The following is a 23,406-nucleotide window of genomic DNA, read 5'->3' on the forward strand; positions in this document are numbered from 1 at the left end:
TGTATCACGGTTCGGAAGTCGGCTCGCGGGGCCGGCAGAGCGGGTGGCCGGCTACCCCAGCGTTAAGCGGCTGGTCGCCGTCTGTCTAGCCATGACAGACGAAGTGATCCAGCTGCTGAAGCAGGCGTACGGTGACGAGATCGAGACCGTCATGAACTACATGTCGAACTCCATCGTGCTCGACGGCGTGCGGGCCGAGGAGATCAAGGAGAGCCTCGACCAGGACATCCAGGAGGAGCTCACGCATGCGCGCCAGCTCGGCGAACGGCTGAAGCAGCTCGACGACGCGCCGCCGGGGTCGATGGCGTTCGAGGCCACCCAGGAGAACCTCCAGCCGCCCACGGACACGACGGACGTGCTGGCGGTCATCGACGGCGTCATCGAGGCCGAGGAGGACGCCATCGAGACGTACCGCTCGCTCATCACGGCAGCCGAGGAGAACGACGACCCCGTGACGGAGGACCTCGCGGTGACCATCCTCGCCGACGAGGAGGCCCACCGGGCGGAGTTCCGCGGCTACCGGAAGGAGTACCGTCAGGACTAGTTCTCCGGCGACCCCTCGGCACCACTGGGGCCCGGGGGCCTGTCCTCGCTGCTGTCCGTCGAGGAGTCGACAGACTCCGCAGCCGTGGGCTCGCTCGGCTCGTCAGGCGTCTCGGCCGACCGAGCGGTCGACCCACCTGCGTCGTCGAGTGTCTCGACGACCCGCCAGCGCTCGGTCGGCGGGTCCGACCAGACCGTCACCGTCGCCAGCACGAGCGACGCGACCAGCCAGAGCGACAGCCCGACGAGGTTCGCGAGCACCGCCGAGAGCGGCAGCGTCGCGGCCTCGACGGTGCGGACGGACAGCGCGAGCGTCAGCCCACGGAACGCACTGTTCGGGCTGAGCGCGAGCAGGTAGCGGAGCGCGTCCGGCCCCACGAGCCCGGTCGACAGCGCGCCGACGAGGCCCAGGTCGAGGCCGACCGTCAGGACGACGAACACGCCGACGGCGGCCGCGATGGCGGTCCGTCCCTGGGTCGCGACCGCCGAGACGGCGACGACCACGGCGAGCACGACGGCGGCGTACAGCGTCGCGAGCAGCACGAACCGGAGGTAGGCCCCGAACGGGCCGTCGCCGCCGTGGCTCGCGATGACCGGGTTCGCGGGCGGGCCGAACAGCGGGACGAACAGCCCGGCGACGAGCAGCGTGGCGAACACGAGCGAGAGCACCGCGGTCGCGCGGCCGACGAACACGCCGACGACGTAGGTCCGTGGACGGAGCGGGTACGTCCGCAGCACGTCGAGCTCCTTCGAGGCGGCGTCGGCCTGGATGGCGCGGTAGCCGAACGCCACGGCGAGCAGCGGCACGAGCACCTCGACGGGCGTGAGCAGGTCGGCGACGAGCGGGACGTAGCCCGTCAGGCTGCTCGCGAACGCGAGCCACCAGACGACGGCGGCGAAGCCGACCGCGGTCGCGATGTAGGCCGGCGTGCGGGAGACGATGGTCAGCTCGCGTTCGACCACGGCGAACAGGTCGTCGGTCTCGCCGTTCATGCCTCGCCCTCCGTCTCCGCCGTCCGTTCATCGCTCGGGTCGGTCTCGCCGGCTCCCGTCCGCCCGGCCCGCACGGTGAGTTCGTCGCCGACCATGGCGCGGAACGCCTCCTCCAGGGTCGCCGCGCCGGCCTCGTCGATGATCGACCGGGGCGGGCCGTCGGCGACGATGTCGCCGTGGTCGAGCACGAGCAGGCGGTCCGCGGTCTCAGCGCCCACGAGGTGGTGGGTGGCGAGGACGACCGCGACGCCGCGGTCGGCGAACGCGTCGGCCGTCTCGAAGATGTGGCTCCGCATCGCCGGGTCGAGCCCGCTCGCCGGCTCGTCGAGGACGAGCAGCGGCGGGTCGCCGAGCACCGCACCGGCCATCCCGAGCAGGCGCTTCATGCCGCCGGAGAGCGCGCCGACCCGCCGGTCGGCGACGGCGTCGAGCCCGACGAGCGAGAGCGTCTCGTCGACGTCCGCACCGCCTTCGAGCAGGTCGGCGTAGAACGACAGCGTCTCCCTGACGGTGAACCCCGCCCGGAACGCGGGCTCCTGCGGACAGAAGCCGATGGGTCGGTCGCCCGTCGCCGCGACCGCGACCGAGCCCTCGGTGGCCGGGAGGAGCCCGGCGAGCACCCGCAGCAGCGTCGACTTGCCGGAGCCGTTCGGGCCGACGACGGCGGTGACGGTCCCCGAGTCGAGCGTGAACGAGATGTCGTCGAAGACGGTCACGTCGCCGAAGGCGAGCGTCACGTCGTCCACGAGTGCGACCGGATGGCGGTCGACGGTGAAGTGGTCGCCCCCGGTCTCCGCGTCGTCAGCCTGCTCGGCCTCGCCGTCGTCGCGCTCCGCGTCGCTCATGCGCCCACCCCCGTCGCGTTCAGCGCCGCCGCGACCGCACCGGGCCTGACCGGCCGGACCCGCGGTGCCTGGTCGACGACGCCCCGGCTCCGGAGGCCGGGGAGCGTGCCCTCCTGCGACCGGAGCAGCTGGACGGCCGGCGAGGTGGCGAGGACGTGGGCGTCGGGCGACGACCCGGCGTGCCGGTCGACCGCGCCGGTCGGCTGGAACGCGCGGTCGATGAAGCCGTCGCGGTCGCTGTCGACGCCGGGCGCGCCGTCCCAGTAGTTGCCCGCGCCGTCGTCGGTCCAGATGCGGACCGGCCCGAGCGAGGTGGAGACGTAGCGGTCGTTGCCGACGATGTCGTTCGCGGTGACGACGTTGGTCGGGATGAGCGTCGAGGCGCGGATGCCGACCTCGTTGCCGACGACGGTGTTCCGGGCGAACAGCGACCGGTCCGAACCGACGTCGAGGCCCTCCTCGTTGCCGACGACGGTGTTCTCGACGACGTAGGAGGCGCGGCCGGCCACGTCGATGCCGACGGCGCTGTCGCTGACGTGGTTGCGCGCGACGACGTTGTCCTCGGGGAGCGTCATCACGACGACGCCCGTCCGGGTCCGCGTCGCGGTGTTGTTCGCGACCAGCGTCTCGGAGGTGTACATCTCGTGGACGCCGAAGCGCAGGTCGTCGAAGCTGTTGTTCCGGACGACCGTGCCGTCGCCGAGGTGCATGTAGACGCCGTCGCGCCCGCCGACGAACGTCGAGTCCTGCACGACCATGCGCGAGTGGACGGTGATGGTGCTCATGAAGCCCTCGCGCCAGGGCGTCTCGCCGTCGACGCGGACGTCCTCGACGACGACGCCGTCGCTGTAGCGCACGGTCACGCCGTTCGTGGGCGTGTCGATGTACACGTCGGCGACGTACGAGCCGGCCGCGTCGTCGAACTCGATACCGGAGGCGGCGTAGCCGTACGCCCGGAGCACCTGGGCGTCCCAGGCGTCGGTGTCGACGGTCAGGTTCGGGCGGGCCTGCTGCTGGCCGATGCCCCGGATCGACAGGTCGGTGACGGCGACACGGGCGTCGAACCCGCGGAGGACGCTGCCGTTCCCGTCGCCGACGAGCCAGGTCTCGTTCACGCCCGCCCCGCGGATGGTCAGCGGCTTGCGGACGGTGCGGTTCACGTCGCGGTACTCGCCGGCCGGGAGCACGACCGTCGTGTTCGCGGGGGCCTGTTCGATGGCCGCCGCGAGCGTGGGGGCGTCGTCGCCGACGACGACGGAGACCGGCCGCTCGGTCAGGCTGCGGGCGTCGGCCGCCGCGGCGTCGGCCCAGGCGTTCCGGTCCGCGGCGCGTCGCTCGGCGGCGTCGACGGAGAGCTCGGAGCGCTCGAACGGGTGCGCCCTGAGGCCCGCCCAGTCGACGACGGTGCCGCCGAAGCTGTCGGTGAACCGTTCCGCTGCCGCGCGTTCGGAGAACGGCACGACGGCGGGACCGCCCGGGTGTCTGGCGTCGGCGTCGACGACGAACGCCGCGTTCTCGACGGCCACCCAGTCGGTGTCGCCGCCGGTCACGCGCAGGAACCCGTCCTCGCCCGTCGCGAGCTCGGCGTCGGTGTAGTCCGTGACGTAGATGGAGAGCGGGACGCCGAACTGGCGCTCGTGGCCGTCGCGGTCGAGCTCGGTCACGAGCGAGGCGAGCCCCTCGTGGCCGACGACGTACCGGTAGCGCGAGTAGAACACCTCCGCCCGTGGGACCGCGAGGCCGCGCTCCCTGACGACGCGCTGTTCGGCCTGGGTCAGGTCGGTCATCCTGATCGTGTCACCGAAGTCGACGACCGAGGGCCCCTCGCCGGGGTCGACGTCGACGACGAAGACGCCGCTGCTCACCAGCAGGACGGCGGCGAGCGCGGTGACGAGGTAGCGGGCGTACACGGCTCAGCGACCGACCAGTGCGGGGGTGATGTCGTCGAACGAGACGACCTCGCCGCCGTACTCCGCGGCGAAGGCGTCGGCGTCGCCCGCGTCGGAGAACGGGACGAAGTCCGCGCCCATCGCGCCGTTGACGTCGCTCCCGACGACGTAGGAGAGCTCCCGTGCGGGCGCGAACGCCTCGGCCTCGGGGTGGGAGCTGATGTACGGCGCGTCGCCCGACTCGGAGACGGTGTAGTCGACCGAGGAGTAGTCGGTGACGTAGACGGCCTGGAGGCGCTGCTGGTCCCGGTTCTCGAAGAAGTGCGGGAACAGGCACTGTTTGAGTGCGTCGAACCGGAACGGCGCGTCGTGCTCGTCCGGGGTGAGGTCCTGCCAGTAGCTCTGGCCGTTCGGGCCGGGGTGGTTCGTGATTATCATTCCGCAGACGTCGCAGGCGTCGCTGCTTCCGATGGTGATGGCAGCGGGGACGGTGTCGTCGCCGTTACCGCCGAGACAGCCGGCGAGTGCGGTGGCGGCGAGCGCGCCGCTCGCACCGAGGACCGTCCGTCTCGACACGTCGTGGCCGGTTCCGTCCGCCTTGCTCGGACAGTGATGGTGGTGGCACATGGTGGAACACATCGGAGCGGGTACCGCTCGGCCTAATATTGTGCTCGGAAAACAATATCAATGCCGATGGTGCTTTGTAACTGGTAATCGGCGCAAACTACTTGAGCCGGGTGGGAGGCGAGGATTTTTCTCGTGCGGATTCGAGTACTCCTCCATGAGCAACTTCGACCTGGACCTGAACGCGGTCGAGGACCACCTGCCCGACGAGACGGCGGACGGGGAGGACCTCGCCGGCGCGGTGGAACTCGGGCACCTCGACGGCTCGACGTCCGACGAGGAGTGGATCGAGACGGTGATGAACGGCCGCATCCTCGTCCTCAACGTCGAGGGCGACGTGAACGAGCTCGCGTCCGGGTTCGCCCGCAAGATCAAGAACGAGGGCGGCGGTCTCGTCCACTTCCGGGGCTTCCTCATCGTCTCACCGCCTGGCATCGAGATAGACACCGACCGGGTCTGACTCAGGTGCCGGTCACGGTCAGGTAGTGCCCGTCCGGGTCGCGGATTCTCACGCCGTCGTCGACCGATTCGACAGCGCAGGCAGCGTCGCCGACGGCCGCACGGACGGTGTCTGGGTCACCATCGAAGGCGAGGTCGACGTGCAGGCCGCCGCGTGCGTCCGCCAGCCCGAGGTGTGGCTCCCAGAGTTCGAGCGCCATCGGGCCCTGGAGTCTCGTCCGGACGCGGTCCTCGCCGCGGTCGACGGGCTCGAAGCCGAGGGCGGTGTAGAACGACTCCGCCCGTGCGAGGTCCTCGACCTCCAGGACGACCTCGAAGATACCGTCGATGCCCGGTCCGTCGACGTTCGTCTGGCCGAGCTCCACGCAGTTGCCGTCGGGGTCGTAGCAGTACAGCGACCGGGCGTCGCCGAAGACGTGTTCGTCGAGGTCGAACTCCCCGTCGAGCCGGTCCCACCAGTCGTCGTACTCGTCCGCGGGGACGGAGAACGCGAAGTGGGTGTGGACGCCGCCCCTCGGGACGGTCGACGGTCGCCGGAGGACGAGGTCTGTCTCGCCGGCGGCGTAGGCGACGGCCTCGTCGTCACGTCGCAGCTCGGTCATCTCCAGGGTGTCGCCGTAGAAGGCGGTGGCCGGGTCGAGGTACTTCACCTCGAGCCCGAGCCGGGTGAGCGCGTCGAGCATACCGCCGGCTTCGACGGCCGACGGGATAAACGTGCCCGCGAGTCAGCAGGTCAGGTCGTTGTCCCGCGTCGAGATGTCGCTGGCACTGTCGCGGACGACTATCTGGTCGTCGTCGTTCTCGCAGATGGTGTTCTCCCGGACGCTGATGTCCGACGACGTCTTGACGTCGACGCCGTCGTCACCGTTGTCGCGGATGGTGCTGTCGACCACGTCGGACTCGGCGCGCGAGCTGCCACGGAAGAAGACGCCGTCGTCGGCGTTGTCCTCGATGGTGCTCTGCTCGATGTAGATGTTGCTCGATGACTGATGGTCGATGCCGTCGTCGCCGTTGTCCTCGATGACGCTGTTGTCGACCCCGCCGTCGCCGACGACGTCGAAGTAGACGCCGTCCTCGGCGTTGTCGTGGCTGTGCACGTCGCGCATGTACCCCTCGGTGAGCTGCTTGAGGTGGATGCCGTCGTCGGTGTTGTGGTGGGCCTCGACGTCCTCGAGTCCGAACTCGAAGAAGTCCCGGGCCTTCACGCCGTCCTTGTTGTGGTGGGCTTCGATGTCCTCGACGAAGGCGTAGTCCCCGCCGCTGCTGTCGGGTGCGGTGGCGAGGATGCCCTCGTCCCAGTGCGAGACCTCCAGGTCGTTGACGTACGTCTCGCTGGTCTCGCCGATGTACACCCCGATGGTGTCGTCGTCACCGACGCCGTCGATGGCGTGGCCGTTGCCGTCGAAGGTCACGTCGTCCGCCTCGATGACGATGCACCTGTCGCGTTCGCTGTCCTCGATGTCCTCGGTGAGCTCGTACGTGCCGGGCTCGTCGATGGTTCGGCAGGAGTCGATCTGTACTGCGGTGGTCGTTGCCGACGGGATGGCACCGACGCTCCCGACCGCGGAGAGCGCCAGTACGCCCGCCAGACAGAGGGCAAGTATCGCCTGTCTGGAGACCATACGGCTACCGAACAGCACGGTATTTCGTATTGTAACGCGACGGTTTCGGGAGTAACGGGCTGCTTCGGGGCCTGCGATGACAGGTTACTCGACCCTGGCGACGCCGAGCATGTGGCTCGACAGGTCGACCACGCTCCGGTCCTCGCGAAGCTGGTCGTTCACCTCGCGGACGACGCGTCGACGGTCGTCGTCGAGCCCGTCGAACTCGTCCCGGCGCGTCGAGGCGACACCCTCCAGCGCCGCCAGCGTCTCGACGGTGAGGCCGCCGGATTCGAGCAGCGACTCCAGCTCGTCGGCCCGGAAGAAGTGGCAGTCCGCCATCGCGGGCTCCACGTCGTGCTCGGCGCAGCGCTCGCCGGTGTAGTCGCCGGACTCCACGAGGTCGGGGAGGATGTGGTAGTCGGCCGCCCCCGCCTCGAACCGTTCCCGGCCGGTGTGGTGGACGGTCGTGAGCACCGCGGAGAGCCGACCCATCACCGAGACGAGGACGGGGCCGCCGAGCCTGGTGACCCGCTTCAGCTCCGAGACCGCGGTCTCGCGTTCGGCCTCGTCGAGGACGTGCGAGATGGGGCCGCCGAGACAGAGCGTCGCGTCGAACTCGTCGGCATCGAACGCGAGGTCGCGCACGTCGCCCTTCTCGACGGTCACCGAGCCATCGAGGTCGCGCTCGGCGACCCGTTCTCCGGCGATGTCGAGCTGCGCCGCGCTCAGGTCGACCAGCGTCACGTCGTAGCCCCGCTCCGCGAGCCAGACCGTGTAGCGTCCCGCCGCCCCGCCCGCGTCGAGGACGTGGCCCGACTCGGGCAGGTAGCGGTCGAGGTACTCGACGGTCCCCTCCCACTCCAGCCGGTGGAAGAAGTCCCGTTCCAGTCGCTCCCACTCGCGCTCGCCGTACTCGTCGTAGAACGCCTCGGGATCCGTGGTGTCCGTCATGGTCGGTGCGACGAGGGCGGACGGAAAAGGCTTGCCGAAGGTGTGGCTCTGTCTGTCGAACCAGCTGCCGCGAGCCCCCATTTTATCCGGAACCGGACCTATCGAATGGGTATGGGAATGAAAGCCTCCGGGACAGCCGAGGCGTTCCGCGTCGTCAACGAGGGCGACCACGGCTTCGGCTGGATCGCCTACCCGGACGAGGAGATGCAGCGCGCGTCGGTCGCGCTGGTCGGCGACGACGACAAGGTGTGGGTGTGCGACCCGGTCGACGTGCCCGGGCTGGACGACCTGCTCGCAGAGCGCGGCGAGGTCGCGGGTGTCGTCGTCACGCTGGACCGGCACAGGCGCGACTCGGCCGCGGTCGCGAACCGCCACAACGTCCCGGTCTACCTGCCGACGTGGTTCACCGGCGTCGCGGACGACCTCGACGCGCCGGTCGAGCGGTTCGGGAACGAACTCGGCGAGTCGGGCTTCCGGACGCTCCGCCTGCGGGACGGCCGGTTCTGGCAGGAGGCCGGACTCTACAACGAGGAGACGGGGACGCTCTGGGTGCCGGAGTCCGTGGGCACCTCGAGCTACTTCCTCGCGAAGAGCGAGCGCCTCGGCGTCCACCCGGCGCTGCGGGCGTTCCCGCCGCGGCGCGCGCTCGGCAACCTGACGCCGGAGCGCGTGCTCGTCGGCCACGGCGAAGGTGTCGAGACGGACGCTAGCGCGGCGCTGGCCGACGCGCTGGCAGGGTCGCGAAAGCGGATGCTCGGCGTGTATGCGAAGACGGCGCGGAACGCGCTGCCGTTCTGAGCGTTCTCACGACTGTTCTTTCGTCACGGCTTCTGCGAGGAAGAGGTAGCCGATCGTCAGTGGGAGGAGCTGGACCCGGTGGGGACAGAGATGCGCACACAGGTCCGCGGCGAAAGACACGGCGATAGCGGGCCCGAACAACGACCAGTCGTAGAAAACGTGGAGCTCCCTGGTTCCGCTGCAGCTGGCGCCGAAACAGGCCCTCAACGGAATCGGCAGCGCTGCGACGCCGAAGAAGACCACACCGAGCAGTGATACCTCCCATTTCTCCGACAACATCGTCTCGACGCGTTCGCCGACGTTGAGCCTGAAGAGTCCTATGAGGAACAGACACAGGAGCGCGAGGCCCATCGCTCCGACGTGGTTGAATCTCGGAGCGACCGCGACGTACGCGAAAACGACGACGAGGACGGTGAGCGCACTCCAGAGCACCAGCACACGGAGCGACAGGTAGCGACGGACTCGCTCGCGGATCTGTGAGGGGATGGGTGTGGAGGTCACGTCCCAAGTACTCTCACGAGTGTACAAATACCTCCATGCTGGCTCACATACCGACTGCCCCCAGAAGTCGGGGCAACGTCGAGGGTCTTGTTTATCGAGGAGTTCTCCTCGATGAGGAACATACTCGAACAGACTCTCGGTGTGACAAACTGAATCCACTGCTACAGGGTGTTTATTGTTCGGACACTCCTTGAGAGGAGCAATGGCCGAGGAGCCAAGCACCGAACTGCTCGATGAAATCGGTGCGTTCGAATCGATCTCGTTGGAGGAGGCCATCCCGATCAGAGGAACTCCCTGTGCTGCTCGGTCGTCAGAATCGGTAGAGACAGGGGACGTATTCAACATCACCCACCAGGCCAGCGTGGAGTCACCCCTTGACCTGTTGAGAGATGCGGTACAACGGGTAGAAGAAGTACAGACCCGCCAGGCCGACCAGCACGTAAATGGCTCTGCCCACTAGTTCGGCCGCAGATGGCTGGAATACCGGGTTCAGTAACGCCTCGACGGCGTTGAATTGCAGAAGGCCAACGAGCCCCCAGTTGAGCGCGCCGATGATCAGTAGCGCGAAGCATACCCAGTCAAGTGCCGACCAGTCAAACTCCGAAAGTCGATACAGGGGCATACACGGCAGTTGGAGCTATAGTAAATTAGTTAATTTTCACTTATTAGGCAATCCGTGAACTGCTTGCTGGTCGTGCGTGGAATGGGCGAGGAGATAGCTTCGCACGTTTTGCTTGTCGGGGTCTTCAGCGAACAGAGGCCGAAACGAATCGAGGTCTGTGTATTCTCTGGATTCAGCAGGCCACTTCTAACAGGGTATTGAACGGTAGACGCTTGACCGTCACCAGGTCAGCCCTTCGTACCTGATGCCCTCACGCCGCTCGATGACGTGCCGACCGTCGACGACGACTGGACTCGCCATCGCGTCGAACTCCGAGTCGAGCGCGGCGAACTCGTCCCAGTCGGTGACGACGGCGCAGGCGTCGGCTCCCTCCAGCGCGGCCGCCGCGGAGCCGGCGAACTCGACGTCGATCTCGGGATGTTTTGCGCGGAACTTCTCCGTGGCGACGGGGTCGTAGGCGACGACCGTCGCGCCGCGCTCGCGCAGGCCCTCGACGACCGGGACGGCGCGGGAGCCGCGCACGTCGTCGGTGCCGGGCTTGAAGGAGAGGCCGAGGACGGCGACGCGCGCAGTAGCGAGGTCGACGTGCTCGGCGAGCAGGTCGAGCAGGCGCTGGGGCTGGAGGTCGTTCACCTCGACGGCGGCGTTGAGCATCGGGGGCTCGTAGCCGGCGTGCTCGGCGGCGGCGATGATGGCGGCGACATCCTTCGGGAAGCAGGAGCCGCCCCAGCCAAGGCCTGAGCGGAGGAACCGCTCGCCGATGCGGTCGTCGAGGCCGATGGCGTCGGCGACCTCGTAGGCGTCCACGTCGAACTCCTTGCAGACGTTGCCGATGTCGTTGATGAGGCTGACCTTGCTCGCAAGGAAGGCGTTGTTGGCGTACTTTATCATCTCGCCCTCGCGGAGGCCGGTCTCGACGACGGCGGGGTCGGCGTGCTCGACGACGCCGGCGTAGAGCTCGTGGAGTCGGTCCAGCGCCCACCGGTCGCCGGTGGTGCCGAACACTATCTTCTGGGGGGTCCGGAAGTTCTCGACCGCCGAGCCCATCTGGAGGAACTCGGGGTTGACGGCGACGTGGACCGACTCGCCGACGGGCTCGTCGAGCTCAGCTTCGAGGGTGGGAATCACGAGCTCGTCCGTCGTCCCGGGGACGACCGTGCTCTTGACGACGACGAGGTGGTCGCCCGCTTTCGCGGCGAGCTGTTCGCCGAGCGAGCGCGTGGCCGCCTCGACGACGCTCGTGTCGATGCTGCCGTCGTCGCGCGAGGGCGTCCCGACCGCGACGAACGTCACGTCCGTGTCACGGACGGCCTCGTAGTCGGTCGTCGCGCGGAGTCGCCCGCCGGCGTGCTCGGCGAGCAGTTCGTCGAGTCCCGGTTCGTGGATCGGCGACCGGCCGTCGTTGATGGCGGCGACGAGCTCCTCGTCGATGTCGACGTTGACCACGTCGTGCCCGTCGTCGGCCAGACAGGCCGCGACCGTGGTGCCGACGTAGCCGCTCCCGATGATGCTGACGTCCATTGTGGGCGGGTACGACGGGGCCGCTAATGATGGTGGTGGTCTCCGGTCGAACTGGGGGGCGACGGGACGGAGGTCGGGACCATCTCGACACGCTCTGACGTGTGACTCGAGACCACGTCTCATGCTCTGCGGGAATAAAACCAAGAACTTTAATTACTCTCAGTAGTTATACTCGGTATCGTGACCGACCTCACCGTCGAACCAAGGACGTACGAAGACATCGCGCCGGAGCGACGACCAAGCCTCGCCCAGGCGCTCGTGCCGATGCTCGGCGTCGTCGTCTTCCTTGGCGTCGGGTCGGGCTACCTCCGGCTCGCACCCCATGCACCGCTGCTGTGGAGCATCGTCCTGACAGCCGCCGTCGGGAAGTACTGGCTCGGCTACGACTGGGCGGACCTGTACGAGGGCATCGCCGACAGCCTGCTGATGGGGCTCCAGGCCATCCTCATCCTCTTCGTCATCTACGCGCTCATCGCGACCTGGATCAGCGCGGGGACCATCCCCGGGCTGATGCACTACGGGCTCGCCGTGTTGACCCCGACGGTGTTCCTCCCGGTGACGGCGGTGCTCGCGGCCGTCGTCGCCTTCGCCATCGGCTCCTCGTGGACGACGGCGGGCACCCTCGGCGTCGCCTTCATCGGTATCGGCTCCGGGCTCGGCATCCCCGCGCCGATGACCGCCGGTGCCATCCTCTCGGGGGCGTACGCCGGCGACAAGCAGTCGCCCCTCTCGGACACGACGAACCTCGCCGCCGCGGTGACGAACACCGACCTCTGGGACCACATCCGCGCGATGCGGAACGGGACGGCCGTCGCGCTGGGTCTGTCGGTGCTCGGCTACGCCGTCCTCGGACTCCGGGCGGGCAGCTCGATCCCCGCCGGCCGCGTCGCGGAGATACAGGGCGCACTCGCCGGCACGTACGACCTGTCGGTGCTGGTTGTGCTCCCGCTCGTCGTCACGTTCGGGCTCGCGCTGCGGGGCTACCCGGCGCTCCCGACCCTCGTCGCCGGCGTCTTCGCCGGTGTCGCGACGACGGTGCTCGTCCAGGGCGTCGGCTTCGCCGCCGCCTGGAACGTGTTCCTGAACGGGACCGCCCCGGAGACCGGCGTCACGGTGGTCACCGACCTGCTCGAAAGCGGCGGGCTCGCCGGCTCCGCCTGGACCATCTCGGTCGTCGTCGCCGCGCTCTCGCTCGGTGGGCTCCTCGAGCGGACCGGCGTGCTGGCGGTGCTCGCCCACAGCCTGGCGAGCGCGATCCGCGGGACGACGGGGCTCGTCGTCGGCACCGGCGTCTCCGCCATCGCCGTCAACGCCTTCTCCGCCCAGCAGTACATGAGCATCGTCGTCCCGGGGATGACCCTGCGGAACATCTACGACGAGTACGGGCTGGAAAGCGAGGACCTCTCGCAGGCCATCGAGTCTGCCGGTACCCCGACGGGCGCGCTCTTCCCGTGGCACGCCGGCAGCGTCTACATGGCCGGCGTGTTCGGCGTGCTTCCCTGGGCCGGGAGCTTCGGGCTGGCCGGCTTCGCGCCGTACTACTTCTTCGCGTACCTCTCGCCGCTGGTGCTGTTCGCCAGTGCGCTGCTCGGAGTCGGGTTCGAGCCGAGCGACGACACCGACGGGCCCACCCCGTCGAGCACCACCGCAACGGCCGACGACTGACCCGGCGCCTGCGACCAAATCCCTTTAACGCGCTGACCCGCTATCAGTTCTCGTGGTACATCTCACACAGGGGCTTCTGGAGACGTTGCTCGACTTCGCTCGAGAGGCGGACCCGGAGGACGTGACGGTGTCCCTCGCCGTCACGGCCGCCGGCGACCTCGACGGGGCCGAGGACCTCCCGCCGGAGACACCGGTGTTCACTGATTTCTACCTGCCCGACGCCGGCAGCTCTGTCTCGGCAGTGTTCGGCGTCGACCTCGGAACCCCGGCCGGCCAGACACACGGCCGGTTCGTCTCGCACGCGACGGGCGAGCTGGCGGTCTCACGCGAGGACGACCTCCACGCCGTCGTCTTCGTCGCCGTGCCGCCCTGGGAGTCAGGGAACGTGCGAGCGTTCGACCGGTCCGGTCGCAGACAGGAGATGCACGTCGTCGACGCGGTCCCGCCCGAGGGCTCCATCGACTGAGCCCGACGCAGGTGCGACGCAGCCGCACCGGCGATGGCTCACTCCAGGTAGCCCAGGTCGCGCAGCTGTTCGGCTATCTCCTCGAACTCCGCCTCGGTTAGCTCGCCCCGTCGCTGGTGCTGGATGACGATGCTGCGGAGCAGGAACCGGACGAGGTCCGACGTCGAGGAGAAGCTCGTGCCCTCGATCGTCTCCTCGACGCGGTCCGCGAGGTCCTTCGGGATGGAGACGGTGGTGTAGTCGGTCACATCCGGCCAGTGCCGGTCCGCGGTATTGGGCCTTGCGGAGCCGGGGCACCGCAGCCGAAGGATTTTGCCTCACGAGCCGTAACTGCCGAGTAACGATGGGAATGCGCCCGCCGTCGAACGACACGGACGAGCCGACCTCGGTCGAGTTCGGCATCGCGGCGGTCGACGCCAGGCTCGACGAGTTCGATATCGCGTACCCGGTGACGAAACCCGACCTCGAGCGACGCATCGGCCACCTCGACATCGCCTACGATATGAAGGGCCACACGCTGTCGATGCGCGACGCGCTCGATAAGGTCGACCGGGACGAGTTCGCGGACGAACAGGCGCTCCTGAACGCGCTCCACCCGGTGTTCGAGCGCCGTCGCGAGAAGGGCAGCGTCCTCGACCGCATCCGGTCGAGTCTCCCGTTCTGAACTCCGGACGCGTCTCCGCCGCCCGCGTCGCCGTTCAGTCCTCGGTCTCCGACGACAGGTCGGCCCCGGTCTCCTCCGCGAGACGCTCGATGCGCGTCCGCTGCTCGCGGTGGAGCACGACCATGGTGTCGGCGAGCACGCCGAACATCGCGAGCTGGACGCCGACGAGCAACAGCACACCGGCCAGCATCGCGAGCACGTCGTGCGGGACCCTGTTGACGAACCACTCGTAGCCGACGTAGGCGGCGATGCCGACGCCCACCGCGCCGAGGATGCCGCCGACGGTTCCGAAGTAGAACAGCGGGTTGTGCGTCTTCGAGCGCAGGTACACCGTCAGCAGGATGCCGCCGCCGTCGCGGAACGGCCGGAGGTTCGTGTCCGAGCCGTCCGGGCGCGCGAGGTAGGTGATGTCGACGACCTCGGTCGTGATGTCGTGGCGCGCGCACTCGACGGCGAGCTCCGTCTCGATGCCGAATCCCTCTGCACTGAGCGACATCAGCTCGAACGACTCCCGTGTGAACGCGCGGTAGCCCGAGAGGATGTCGCCGAAGTCCTGCCGGTGGACCAGCCGGAAGCCGGCGTTGATGACGCGGTTCCCGAACTGGTTGAGCCGCGTCATCGCGCCCGACTCCATGTCGGCGAAGCGGTCGCCGACGACGTGCTCCGCGCGCCCCGACAGGATGGGTTCGAGCATCGCGTGGGCGTCCTCGGGCCGGTAGGTGCCGTCGCCGTCGAGCATCAGGACGTACTCGGCGTCGATGCGCTCGACGCCCTCGCGGACCGCCTCGCCCTTGCCCGAGCCGCGGCCGGTCCCGGTCTGGAGGACGACGCGTGCGCCGTGCTCTGCGGCGATGTCGCGGGTACCGTCGGTCGAGTGCCCGTCGATGACGAGGACGTTCTCGAACCCCTCGTCGCGCAGGCCCGAGACGACCTCGCCGATGGTCGCCGCCTCGTTGTACGTCGGCACCAGCACGCAGACGTCGTCTTCCGTCTCGGCCATCGCACGGAGTTCGACGTGGCGGCCGCAAAAGAGTTGCTGTCGGTGCCGAGTAGGAGGACTAAAACTATTTACAGCCGGAGGAGCCGATATGATGGTATGAAAGCTGTCGTACTCGCCGCCGGAAAGGGCACCCGCCTCCGTCCGCTGACCGACGACAAACCCAAAGGGATGGTCGAGGTCAACGGCAAGCCCATCATCACGCACTGTCTCGAACAGCTGCGCGACCTCGGGGCCGACGAGTTCGTCGTCGTCGTCGGCTACCTCAAGGAGAAGATAATCAGCCACTACGGCGACGAGTTCGAGGGCATCCCCATCACGTACGCCCACCAGCGCGAACAGAAGGGCCTCGCCCACGCGCTGCTCACCGTCGAGGAGTACATCGACGACGACTTCATGCTCATCCTCGGCGACAACATCTTCCGCGCGAACCTCCAGGACGTCGTCCGCCGCCAGCGCGAGGACCGCGCCGACGCCGCGTTCCTCGTCGAGGAGGTCCCCTGGGAGGAGGCCAGCCGCTACGGCGTCTGTGACACCAACAAGTACGGCGAGATCGTCGACGTCGTCGAGAAGCCCGAGGACCCGCCGTCGAACCTCGTGATGACCGGCTTCTACACGTTCTCGCCCGCCATCTTCCACGCGTGCCACCTCGTCCAGCCGTCGAACCGCGGCGAGTACGAGATCAGCGACGCGGTCGACCTGCTCATCAAGAGCGGGCGCACCATCGACGCCATCCGCATCGACGGCTGGCGCACCGACATCGGCTACCCCGAGGACCGCGACGAGGCCGAGCGCAAGCTCCAGGCCGCGGAAGAGGGCGTCACGGACGACGTGAGCGCAGCCGATGAGGAGGAAGCAACCGCAGAGAGCGGGTCCGAATAGATGCAGGCGGTCGTCGTCGCCGCCGGCGAGGGCACCCGCATGCGACCGCTGACCGCGAACCGCCCGAAGCCGACGCTCCCGGTCGCGGGTACACCCCTCATCGAGCGCGTCCTCGCCGCCGCCGCACCGTACGTCGACAGCTACGTCCTCGTCGTCGGCTACCGGGACGAGGTCATCCGCGAGCTCGTCGGCGACAGCTACCGCGGCCACCCGGTCGAGTACGTCCAGCAGACCGAACAGCTCGGGACCGCACACGCCGTCGGTCGAGCCGCTGATGTGGTCGACGGTCGCTTCCTCGTGCTGAACGGCGACGTGGTGGTCACCGACGAGCTGGTGGCCGGGCTGGTCGACGCCGGTGGGACGGCTGTCGCGACGAAGCCCGTTCCCGACCCGTCGAACTACGGCGTCGTCAGCCACGACGGGGGACGGCTGACCGAGCTCGTCGAGAAGCCCGCCGACCCGCCGTCGAACCTCGCGAATCTGGGGCTGTACGCCTTCGAGGAGTCCGTGTTCGACGCGATCGACCGTACCGAGCTGAGCGAGCGCGGCGAGTACGAGATCACGGACTCGATCGGTCACCTGCTCGATGATGGTGAGGACGTCTCTGTGGTGGAGTACGATGGTCCCTGGTTGGATGTCGGTCGGCCGTGGGAGCTGCTGTCCGCGACGGAGACGCTGCTGGAGGGGCTGGAAGGACGTATCGACGGGACCGTCGAGGACGGTGCAACGTTGTCGGGTCCGGTCGTCGTCGAGGAGGGGGCTCGTGTGCGTGACGGCGCGTACATCGAGGGCCCCGTGGTGGTCCAGTCCGGCGCGGACGTCGGCCCGAACTGCTTCGTCCGCGGTGCGACCGTCGTCGGACCTGACGTGCGGGTCGGGAACGCAGTCGAGGTGAAGAACTCGGTGCTGATGGCGGGGACGAACGTCGCCCACCACGCCTACGTCGGTGATTCGGTGCTCGGACGGGACGTGAACTTCGGGGCCGGGACGAAGGTCGCGAATCTGCGTCACGACGACGAGAACGTCCGGATGACCGTGAAAGGTGAGCGGGTCGACACCGGTCGCCGGAAGTTCGGTGTCGTCTGCGGCGACGAGGCGAAGACCGGCATCAACAGCAGCCTGAACCCCGGGGTCGTGCTGGGGGCGGGCGCGATGAGTACCCCCGGCGAGGCGGTCATGCGGGACCGGTGAGCCCACGCGTCCGAATTTCGAAACGGACGAATTGTTGAATCGGCCTGAACGGGCTCCTATCGCCACTTAAAGCCGTTTCTGGGAGATATGAAAGCATATATGGGATGGCCATCGAGAGGTTGACAATGGATTTATCCTCGAAACTCGCCGAACGCACGGTGTTCGTCACCGGCGCGGACGGGTTCGTCGGAAGTCATCTGGTCGACACACTCGTCGAGTACGACGCCAACGTCCACGTCTTCGTCCGTGCGACGTCGAGTGGCGAACTCAACAACATCCGTCACCACTCGGAGAACGTCACCGTCCACCGGGGTGACCTCCGCGACAAGCACTCGGTCGAACGTGCCCTCTCCGCCCTCGAGGGCCACTCCGACTCGCTCATCTTCCACCTCGCTGCGCAGGCCCACGTCGGCGAATCCTGGGAGCGCCCGTACGAGACAGTCGACTCGAACGTCGTCGGGACGCTCAACCTCCTCCAGTCCGTGGTCGACCTCGACCTCGACATCGCGAAGTTCGACACCGCCGGCACCTCCGAGGAGTACGGCAACGTCAGGGACGAGGTGCGTGACCACCACGACTTCGTCGACGACGGTCGCGTCCTGCTCTCGGAGCGCTCGCCCGTCAACCCGACGAGCATCTACGCCACGTCGAAGCTGGCGGCGGACTTCCTGACGATGAACTACTACGACGCCTACGACGTGCCCACCGTCACGACGCGGATGTTCAACAACTACGGGCCGCGGCAGAACCCGCGCTACATCACGGGTACCATCATCTCGCAGGCGCTGAAGCGGGACCACGTCGAACTCGGCAACCTCACGCCGAAGCGGGACATGTGCTACGTCGAGGACGGCGTCCGCGGCCACCTGCACGTCGCACTCGGTGGGAACCCCGGCGAGCAGTACGTCTACGGCTACGGCGAGAACATCTCGATGCAGGAGTGGACGGACACCATCCTCCGCGTCGGCACCGAGGAGGGCTACTGGGGCGATCCCGAAATCGTGCAGGACGAGGACCGCTACCGGCCGGGGGACAGCGACGTCGAGGAGCTTCTCGTCGGCCACGAGAAGCTGACGAAGGAGACCGGCTGGGAGCCCGAGGTCGGCTGGGAGGAGGGTATCCGCCGCACCATCGAGTGGTACGCAGAGCACGAGCACCGGTGGATCGGCCGGGTGGACTGGCGATGAGCTACTGGGACGGAAAGACGGTGATGGTCACCGGGGGCGCAGGTTTCCTCGGGAGCCACCTCGTCGACGACCTCGAGTCGCGTTCGGACACCGTCGACGTGTTCGTCCCACGGAGCAACGAGTACGACCTCCGGAATCGGGAGGATATCCGACGTGTACTCGACGACTCTGACCCGGATGTCGTCATCCACCTCGCAGCCACGGTTGGCGGTATCGGTGCGAACCGGGAGAACCCCGGCCGGTATTTCTACGACAACGCAGTGATGGGGATCGAACTCATCGAGCAGGCCCGCCAGTTCGGCGTCGAGAAGTTCACCATCCTGGGCACCATCTGTGCGTACCCGGAGGAGACGCCGGTCCCCTTCTCGGAGGACGACCTGTTCGAGGGTTACCCCGAGCCGACGAACGCCCCGTACGGCATCGCGAAGAAGGCCCTGCTCACGCAGTCGAAGGCCTACCGGAAGCAGTACGACTTCGACAGCATCTACCTGATGCCGGTGAACCTCTACGGCCCGCGCGACGACTTCGATCTGGAGAGTTCACACGTCATCCCGGCCATCGTCCGGAAGTGCGTGGAGGCACGCGAACGGGGCGACGACAGCATCACCGCGTGGGGGACCGGCGAGCCGACCCGGGAGTTCCTCTACGTCGAAGACGCCGCCGAGGGTATCCTCGACGCGACCGAGGAGTACGACCGGAGCGAGCCGGTCAACCTCGGCAGCGGCATGGAGATCAGCATCCGTGAGCTGATCGAGACCATCGCCGACGTGACCGACTTCGAGGGCGACGTGGAGTGGGATACGTCGAAACCGGACGGTCAGATGCGTCGCTGTCTCGACACCTCGCGTGCGAAAGAGTACTTCGGCTGGGAGGCGACCACCGACTTCGAGACCGGGCTGGAGCACACCGTCGAGTGGTTCGAGAACGAGTCCGAGTATGTCTGAGTTCACGCCGAGACACGACCGCATTCCGAACGACGAGTGGGAGACGGTCGTCCGGAACGTCCCCATCGTCTCCATCGACCTCGTCGTCCGATCCGCCGACGGCATCGTCCTCGGGGAGCGGACGAACGAGCCGGCGAAGGGCGAGTGGTTCGTCCCCGGCGGCCGCGTCCACAAGCACGAACGACTCGTCGACGCCGCCCGTCGAGTCGCTAGCGAGGAGCTCGGCGTCGACGTCGAGGTCGTCGAGAAACTCGGAGCGTACGAACACCTGTACCACGAGGCGGAACTCGACGGTGTCGGCGGGAAGCACTACCTCGCGAACGGCTTCGTCGTCGAGACCGACGCGGGTATCGACGAGATGACGCTGGACGACCAGCACGGCGATGTCCGTGCGTTTGCGCCCGGTGACATACCGGCTGACCTTCACGAGTACACCGCAGCGTACCTGCACGACGCGACGACCGTTCAGCTCATCAGTGATAACGAGTGAGTCGGACGCGCCGGACGGCACAGGGTCGAGAACGGAATCGATGACGGACTGGTTCGGTGCCGCACCCGGCCCTCGATTCGCGATTCAGGGTTAGCAGCCCGGGAATCATTCAGATTAAGTACGGGAAATTCGTGTTAAAGCACAACGTGCCACTCCTCCCGCCTCACGCGTCGCGTGCACTCCGCCAACGCGGTCTTCGTCGGTTCCTCTTCGACGGCATCGACATCGTCACCGAACAGCAGATACAGCCGAAAGCCCGCCCGTACTTCGAGCGGCGGGCGCTCCACGAAGGAGATCTCTCCAAGATCTGCGCCGAAGAGGACACGTTCTTCGCCTACTACGATGACGAGGAGCACTGTACGCTCTCGCTCCCGACCACCCCGAACGGCTACCCCGAGGACGCTCGTTTGCAGATGCAGGAGCGGTTTGCGAGCGGGATGCAACTCGACGCTCCGTTCGTCTGTGAGGTTCCGGACGTAGACCTCGTCGGGCCCGACGCGCTCGCCGTGACTCACGGCGGCTACGTGTTCGAGAACTCGCTCCAGTACGAGAAGCGTCTGACGGTTAGCGGTCTGCGCTCGCTCCAGCGCGGCGTGTGGCCGACGCAGTCTCGGTGGCTGCGACCAAGTGCGCGGGTGGAGACCGCCGTCTCGCTCGTGGGCCCGTGGACGAACAACTACACACACTGGTTCCAGGACTACCTCACCCGGCTTGAGGGACTGGAGCACTACCGCGCGAAGACCGGCGAGAATCCGACGCTGCTCATCCCGAAGGATGCGAGCGGCTGGATGCGTGACGCGCTCAGGGCGGTTGGCTACCCAGAGGACAGCTGGATCGAGTATCCCGGGGGGCGGGTGGGGGTGGACCGGCTCGTCGTGCCGTCTGTCCGTCACGAGGCGATGGCCGACGCAGAGGTCCACGATCGGCGCCGCGTCTATTCCCCAACCGGTATCCGCTGGCTCCGTAACCGCATCCTCACCAATGTCGAGCCGGTGTTCACCTGTGAGCATAGCCCGAGGGTGTACATCTCCCGGGAGAACGCACTGAAGCGGCGAGTCGTGAACCAGGAACAGGTGATGGAGGTGCTCTCCAACTGGGGATTCTCGGCCTATCGCCCGGAAGAACTCAGCTTCGCCGAACAGGTGACGCTATTCTCGAACGCCGAGGCCATCGTTGCTCCCCACGGCTCTGGACTCATGAACCAGATGTTCGCCGAGGACGCGGTCGTGGTCGAACTGATGGGGAAGAAACAGACCGTCACCTCACCGGCGACGGAGTACTACTACGCCGAGCTACTGGGGCACGACTACGGCTGTGTTCCCGGCGAGCCGGTCGGACCAGACGTCCGGACGGATACCGAGGGGGTGGAAGCGGTTCTCAGGGAGCTCCTCGGCTGAGGCGGCGACGCTACAGTATTTCCTCAAGTAACGCCGGTCGTTCGGTGTACCACTCTACTGTCTCGTCTAGGCCGTCCTCGAGCGACCAGTCCGGTTTAAACCCGAGCAACTGACGGCTCCGCTGAAGGTCCGCGACGTATCGATCGACCTCGCCCGGACGGTTCGAATCGACCGTGACGTCGATGTCTGCGTCGAAGGCCTCCACAACCAGCTCCGCGAGCTGTAGCAGGGAGTAACCCTCGCCCGACCCGACGTTCACAACCTCGCCGTGAACAGAGCTCATCCGGTCGATGCTCCAAACGAGTGCGTCGACACAGTCGTCGATATAGAGGAAATCGAGCAGCTTGTTGTCACCGTAGACAGTGAGGTCTTGCCCACGGGCGGCCTGTGCGATGAACAGCGGAATCACACGGTTGTAGCTGTCGAACCGCCCATACACGTTCGAGAGTCTGAGTGTGCAGGAACGGATGCCGTAGCACTCCCTGTAGGCCTCCACGAGGGCTTCACCGCCCGCTTTGCTGGCACCGTACGGGTTCTTAACGTCCCGGAGTCCGGCGTCCGACTCGTGGTAGATGGTCTGTCCCTGATAGCCGTACACCTCGCGGCTACTCGTGAACAAGAAGTCGCTCTCGGTCTCCCGGGCGTACTCCAGGACGGTCGAGAGCATCTCCATGTTCTCCGTCGCCTCCAGAGGATTCGTGACAGAATCTCGGACCCGGGAGTGTGCCGCGAGGTGGACCACAGTGTCGACGTCCGCAGGGAGCCGCTCTCGGGCATCGCTCGCGAGCAAGTCGACCTCACTCGTGACGTCCTGCACCGCATCCGACCACGGGTTCGGGTGTCTGTCGATTCCTCGAACATCGGTGCCGTCCTCGAGCAACCGCTGGACCAGTGCTGTTCCGACGACGCCACTGCTCCCGGTCACGAGTACCGACGGTGACTCGGTCATCAGGTGGAGAGTTTCAGGGGGACCGAATAAGCGTTTCTACGGCCGCGTCGATGGGTCCTGATTGACGATGCCGTGCTCGTGAGACCGAAAGTGTTCGAACGTCCGTCTGAGCCCAGTCTCGAGCGACACTTCGGGCTCCCAGTCCAGGAGTCGGCGGGCTTTCGAGATGTCCGGACGGCGGCGCTGGGGGTCGTCCTGCGGAAGTGGTTGGTAGACGATTTCGCTCTCGGTGTCGCATTCCTTGAGGACCATCTCCGCCAACGCCCCTATCGTCACCTCGTTCTCGATTCCGATGTTCACGGCCTCCCCCTGCAGTCCATCGGTCTCCATCAGCGACCGGAGCCCGGCAATCATGTCTTGGACGTAGCAGAAACTCCGGGTCTGAGAACCGTCGCCATATATCGTGAGGTCCTCGCCCTGAATCGCCTGTGTGATGAACGTCGGGATGACCCGGCCATCGTTGGGACGCATCCGTGGCCCGTACGTGTTGAAGATTCGTGCAGTCCGCACGTCGAGGTCGTAGCGCTTTTCGAAAGCGACGGTCAGCGTCTCGCCGAAACGCTTCGACTCGTCGTAACAGCCGCGTTCGCCCCGGATGTTCACGTTCCCGTTGTAAGACTCTGGCTGGGGATGCACCTCGGGGTCGCCGTAGACCTCGCTGGTGCTGGCGTACAGAATCCGTGCGTCACAGTCGACGGCGTGTTCCAACAGGTGGCGGGTACCTTCGGTGTTCGTCAGGGCGATTCTGACCGGGAACTCGGTGAAATCGGCAGGGGATGCCCGGGAGGCGAGGTGGTATATTTCGTCGACGATCGGCAAATTAGACGACTTCCTGATATCATCCTCGAGAAACCGGAAGTTGGCGTGGTCCTGAATGTCCGCCACGTTCTCCTGACGACCGCTCCCTAGATTGTCGACACAGACTACTTCCATCCCATCGTCGAGGAGGGAGCGACAGAGGTGGCTTCCGAGAAAGCCTGCACCCCCTGCGACAAGAACCTTTTTCGTAGCCATCACCTACGTCTCCTCGGCCGAGACTAATGGAGTTGGCGGTTACTTACGCGGGGCAACGACTGTTGCTCCCGACGGGACGACTTCAGCCCCGTCTTCCGCGACAGCCGTCCCCCCTCCGTTCGCACGGCGACCGACTCCTGGAGCCGGGTAGCAGGAAGTAATAAATAGAAACCCTCCTGTAGAATGGTATCAGGATAAAGTGTGGACGTT

At 67.0% G+C, this 23,406-nt stretch carries 26 protein-coding genes; 12 read left to right on the forward strand and 14 right to left on the reverse strand.

The window, feature by feature from the left end; genetic code table 11:
* The first annotated feature begins 91 nt into the window (after window positions 1-91).
* Entirely contained in the window at window positions 92-544 is a 453-nt protein-coding gene (locus tag NOW55_RS01750) for a ferritin-like domain-containing protein (RefSeq protein WP_256398331.1), read from the forward strand.
* On the opposite strand, the gene NOW55_RS01755 is transcribed toward NOW55_RS01750, so the two are convergent.
* Genes NOW55_RS01755 through NOW55_RS01770 form a run of 4 tightly spaced genes read right to left on the reverse strand, consistent with a single transcriptional unit; the run spans window position 541 to window position 4,909 of the window.
* Window positions 541-1,536, reverse strand: coding sequence for an ABC transporter permease (locus NOW55_RS01755; RefSeq protein WP_256398332.1), 996 nt, complete (start codon window positions 1,534-1,536; stop codon window positions 541-543). The genes NOW55_RS01750 and NOW55_RS01755 overlap by 4 nt on opposite strands.
* On the reverse strand, window positions 1,533-2,381 hold the full coding sequence (locus NOW55_RS01760) for an ABC transporter ATP-binding protein (RefSeq protein ID WP_256398333.1): 849 nt from the start codon (window positions 2,379-2,381) through the stop codon (window positions 1,533-1,535). The genes NOW55_RS01755 and NOW55_RS01760 overlap by 4 nt, the downstream gene beginning before the upstream one ends.
* Window positions 2,378-4,291 (reverse strand): NosD domain-containing protein, encoded by a 1,914-nt coding sequence (locus tag NOW55_RS01765; RefSeq protein WP_256398334.1) that lies wholly within the window; start codon window positions 4,289-4,291, stop codon window positions 2,378-2,380. Before NOW55_RS01765 ends, NOW55_RS01760 begins: the two co-directional genes overlap by 4 nt.
* 3 nt (window positions 4,292-4,294) lie before the next feature.
* The gene (locus tag NOW55_RS01770; protein ID WP_256398335.1) at window positions 4,295-4,909 is read right to left on the reverse strand and encodes a nitrous oxide reductase accessory protein NosL; all 615 of its coding nucleotides are present in this window, start codon (window positions 4,907-4,909) and stop codon (window positions 4,295-4,297) included.
* 142 nt (window positions 4,910-5,051) lie between these two features.
* Between NOW55_RS01770 and NOW55_RS01775 the strand changes: the two genes are divergently transcribed.
* Entirely contained in the window at window positions 5,052-5,354 is a 303-nt protein-coding gene (locus NOW55_RS01775; protein ID WP_256398336.1) for a DUF5779 family protein, read from the forward strand.
* Window position 5,355: 1 nt separating this feature from the next.
* Here the strand turns inward: NOW55_RS01775 and NOW55_RS01780 are convergent, their stop codons facing one another.
* From NOW55_RS01780 to NOW55_RS01790, 3 genes are all read right to left on the reverse strand, one after another.
* Window positions 5,356-6,036, reverse strand: coding sequence for a VOC family protein (locus NOW55_RS01780; RefSeq protein ID WP_256398337.1), 681 nt, complete (start codon window positions 6,034-6,036; stop codon window positions 5,356-5,358).
* A gap of 42 nt (window positions 6,037-6,078) precedes the next feature.
* Window positions 6,079-6,975 carry a right-handed parallel beta-helix repeat-containing protein gene (locus tag NOW55_RS01785; RefSeq protein WP_256398338.1) on the reverse strand — a complete coding sequence of 299 codons (897 nt, stop codon included), beginning with the start codon at window positions 6,973-6,975 and terminating at the stop codon, window positions 6,079-6,081.
* Between the two features lie 84 nt (window positions 6,976-7,059).
* Window positions 7,060-7,908, reverse strand: coding sequence for a class I SAM-dependent methyltransferase (locus tag NOW55_RS01790; RefSeq protein ID WP_256398339.1), 849 nt, complete (start codon window positions 7,906-7,908; stop codon window positions 7,060-7,062).
* A gap of 111 nt (window positions 7,909-8,019) precedes the next feature.
* Here NOW55_RS01790 and NOW55_RS01795 point away from each other — a divergent pair, with 111 nt between their 5' ends.
* A complete protein-coding gene (locus tag NOW55_RS01795) occupies window positions 8,020-8,706 on the forward strand; it encodes a hypothetical protein (protein WP_256398340.1) in 687 nt (228 codons plus the stop codon).
* Between the two features lie 6 nt (window positions 8,707-8,712).
* Here NOW55_RS01795 and NOW55_RS01800 read toward each other — a convergent pair whose 3' ends face one another.
* The 3 genes from NOW55_RS01800 to aglM form a co-directional block, all read right to left on the reverse strand.
* Window positions 8,713-9,207 (reverse strand): hypothetical protein, encoded by a 495-nt coding sequence (locus NOW55_RS01800; protein ID WP_256398341.1) that lies wholly within the window; start codon window positions 9,205-9,207, stop codon window positions 8,713-8,715.
* A gap of 367 nt (window positions 9,208-9,574) precedes the next feature.
* Complete coding sequence (locus NOW55_RS01805) at window positions 9,575-9,829, reverse strand: DUF378 domain-containing protein (protein WP_256398342.1); 255 nt, start codon at window positions 9,827-9,829, stop codon at window positions 9,575-9,577.
* A 219-nt stretch (window positions 9,830-10,048) separates the two neighbouring features.
* On the reverse strand, window positions 10,049-11,350 hold the full coding sequence (gene aglM / locus NOW55_RS01810) for a UDP-glucose 6-dehydrogenase AglM (protein ID WP_256398343.1): 1,302 nt from the start codon (window positions 11,348-11,350) through the stop codon (window positions 10,049-10,051).
* Window positions 11,351-11,530: 180 nt separating this feature from the next.
* Between aglM and arcD the strand changes: the two genes are divergently transcribed.
* Together arcD and NOW55_RS01820 are read left to right on the forward strand one after the other, a co-directional pair.
* Window positions 11,531-13,015: an arginine/ornithine antiporter ArcD gene (gene arcD / locus NOW55_RS01815; RefSeq protein WP_256398344.1), complete on the forward strand. Its 1,485-nt coding sequence runs from the start codon at window positions 11,531-11,533 to the stop codon at window positions 13,013-13,015.
* Between the two features lie 52 nt (window positions 13,016-13,067).
* Window positions 13,068-13,481, forward strand: a complete 414-nt coding sequence (locus NOW55_RS01820; protein ID WP_256398345.1) for a JAB/MPN domain protein-containing protein — start codon at window positions 13,068-13,070, stop codon at window positions 13,479-13,481.
* A 38-nt stretch (window positions 13,482-13,519) separates the two neighbouring features.
* Here NOW55_RS01820 and NOW55_RS01825 read toward each other — a convergent pair whose 3' ends face one another.
* Entirely contained in the window at window positions 13,520-13,729 is a 210-nt protein-coding gene (locus tag NOW55_RS01825) for a ribbon-helix-helix domain-containing protein (protein WP_256398346.1), read from the reverse strand.
* A 95-nt stretch (window positions 13,730-13,824) separates the two neighbouring features.
* Between NOW55_RS01825 and NOW55_RS01830 the strand changes: the two genes are divergently transcribed.
* The gene (locus NOW55_RS01830; protein WP_256398347.1) at window positions 13,825-14,145 is read left to right on the forward strand and encodes a hypothetical protein; all 321 of its coding nucleotides are present in this window, start codon (window positions 13,825-13,827) and stop codon (window positions 14,143-14,145) included.
* A 34-nt stretch (window positions 14,146-14,179) separates the two neighbouring features.
* Here NOW55_RS01830 and aglJ read toward each other — a convergent pair whose 3' ends face one another.
* Window positions 14,180-15,145 (reverse strand): S-layer glycoprotein N-glycosyltransferase AglJ, encoded by a 966-nt coding sequence (gene aglJ / locus NOW55_RS01835; RefSeq protein WP_256398348.1) that lies wholly within the window; start codon window positions 15,143-15,145, stop codon window positions 14,180-14,182.
* Between the two features lie 96 nt (window positions 15,146-15,241).
* Here aglJ and aglF point away from each other — a divergent pair, with 96 nt between their 5' ends.
* The 6 genes from aglF (at window position 15,242) to NOW55_RS01865 (ending at window position 21,233) form a co-directional block, all read left to right on the forward strand.
* A complete protein-coding gene (gene aglF, locus NOW55_RS01840) occupies window positions 15,242-16,024 on the forward strand; it encodes a UTP--glucose-1-phosphate uridylyltransferase AglF (RefSeq protein WP_256398349.1) in 783 nt (260 codons plus the stop codon).
* The gene (gene glmU / locus NOW55_RS01845) at window positions 16,025-17,215 is read left to right on the forward strand and encodes a bifunctional sugar-1-phosphate nucleotidylyltransferase/acetyltransferase (RefSeq protein WP_256398350.1); all 1,191 of its coding nucleotides are present in this window, start codon (window positions 16,025-16,027) and stop codon (window positions 17,213-17,215) included.
* Between the two features lie 125 nt (window positions 17,216-17,340).
* On the forward strand, window positions 17,341-18,402 hold the full coding sequence (locus NOW55_RS01850; RefSeq protein ID WP_256398351.1) for a GDP-mannose 4,6-dehydratase: 1,062 nt from the start codon (window positions 17,341-17,343) through the stop codon (window positions 18,400-18,402).
* Window positions 18,399-19,346, forward strand: coding sequence for a GDP-L-fucose synthase family protein (locus NOW55_RS01855; protein ID WP_256398352.1), 948 nt, complete (start codon window positions 18,399-18,401; stop codon window positions 19,344-19,346). The genes NOW55_RS01850 and NOW55_RS01855 overlap by 4 nt, the downstream gene beginning before the upstream one ends.
* The gene (locus NOW55_RS01860; protein ID WP_256398353.1) at window positions 19,339-19,836 is read left to right on the forward strand and encodes an NUDIX domain-containing protein; all 498 of its coding nucleotides are present in this window, start codon (window positions 19,339-19,341) and stop codon (window positions 19,834-19,836) included. The genes NOW55_RS01855 and NOW55_RS01860 overlap by 8 nt, the downstream gene beginning before the upstream one ends.
* 56 nt (window positions 19,837-19,892) lie before the next feature.
* Window positions 19,893-21,233, forward strand: a complete 1,341-nt coding sequence (locus NOW55_RS01865) for a glycosyltransferase family 61 protein (protein WP_256398354.1) — start codon at window positions 19,893-19,895, stop codon at window positions 21,231-21,233.
* Window positions 21,234-21,243: 10 nt separating this feature from the next.
* Here NOW55_RS01865 and NOW55_RS01870 read toward each other — a convergent pair whose 3' ends face one another.
* A complete protein-coding gene (locus NOW55_RS01870; protein WP_256398355.1) occupies window positions 21,244-22,182 on the reverse strand; it encodes an NAD-dependent epimerase/dehydratase family protein in 939 nt (312 codons plus the stop codon).
* 36 nt (window positions 22,183-22,218) lie between these two features.
* On the reverse strand, window positions 22,219-23,196 hold the full coding sequence (locus NOW55_RS01875; RefSeq protein WP_256398356.1) for a UDP-glucuronic acid decarboxylase family protein: 978 nt from the start codon (window positions 23,194-23,196) through the stop codon (window positions 22,219-22,221).
* Window positions 23,197-23,406: the final 210 nt, after the last annotated feature.

Origin of the sequence: Haloarchaeobius litoreus (genome assembly GCF_024495425.1) — an archaeon.
GTDB lineage: Archaea > Halobacteriota > Halobacteria > Halobacteriales > Natrialbaceae > Haloarchaeobius > Haloarchaeobius litoreus.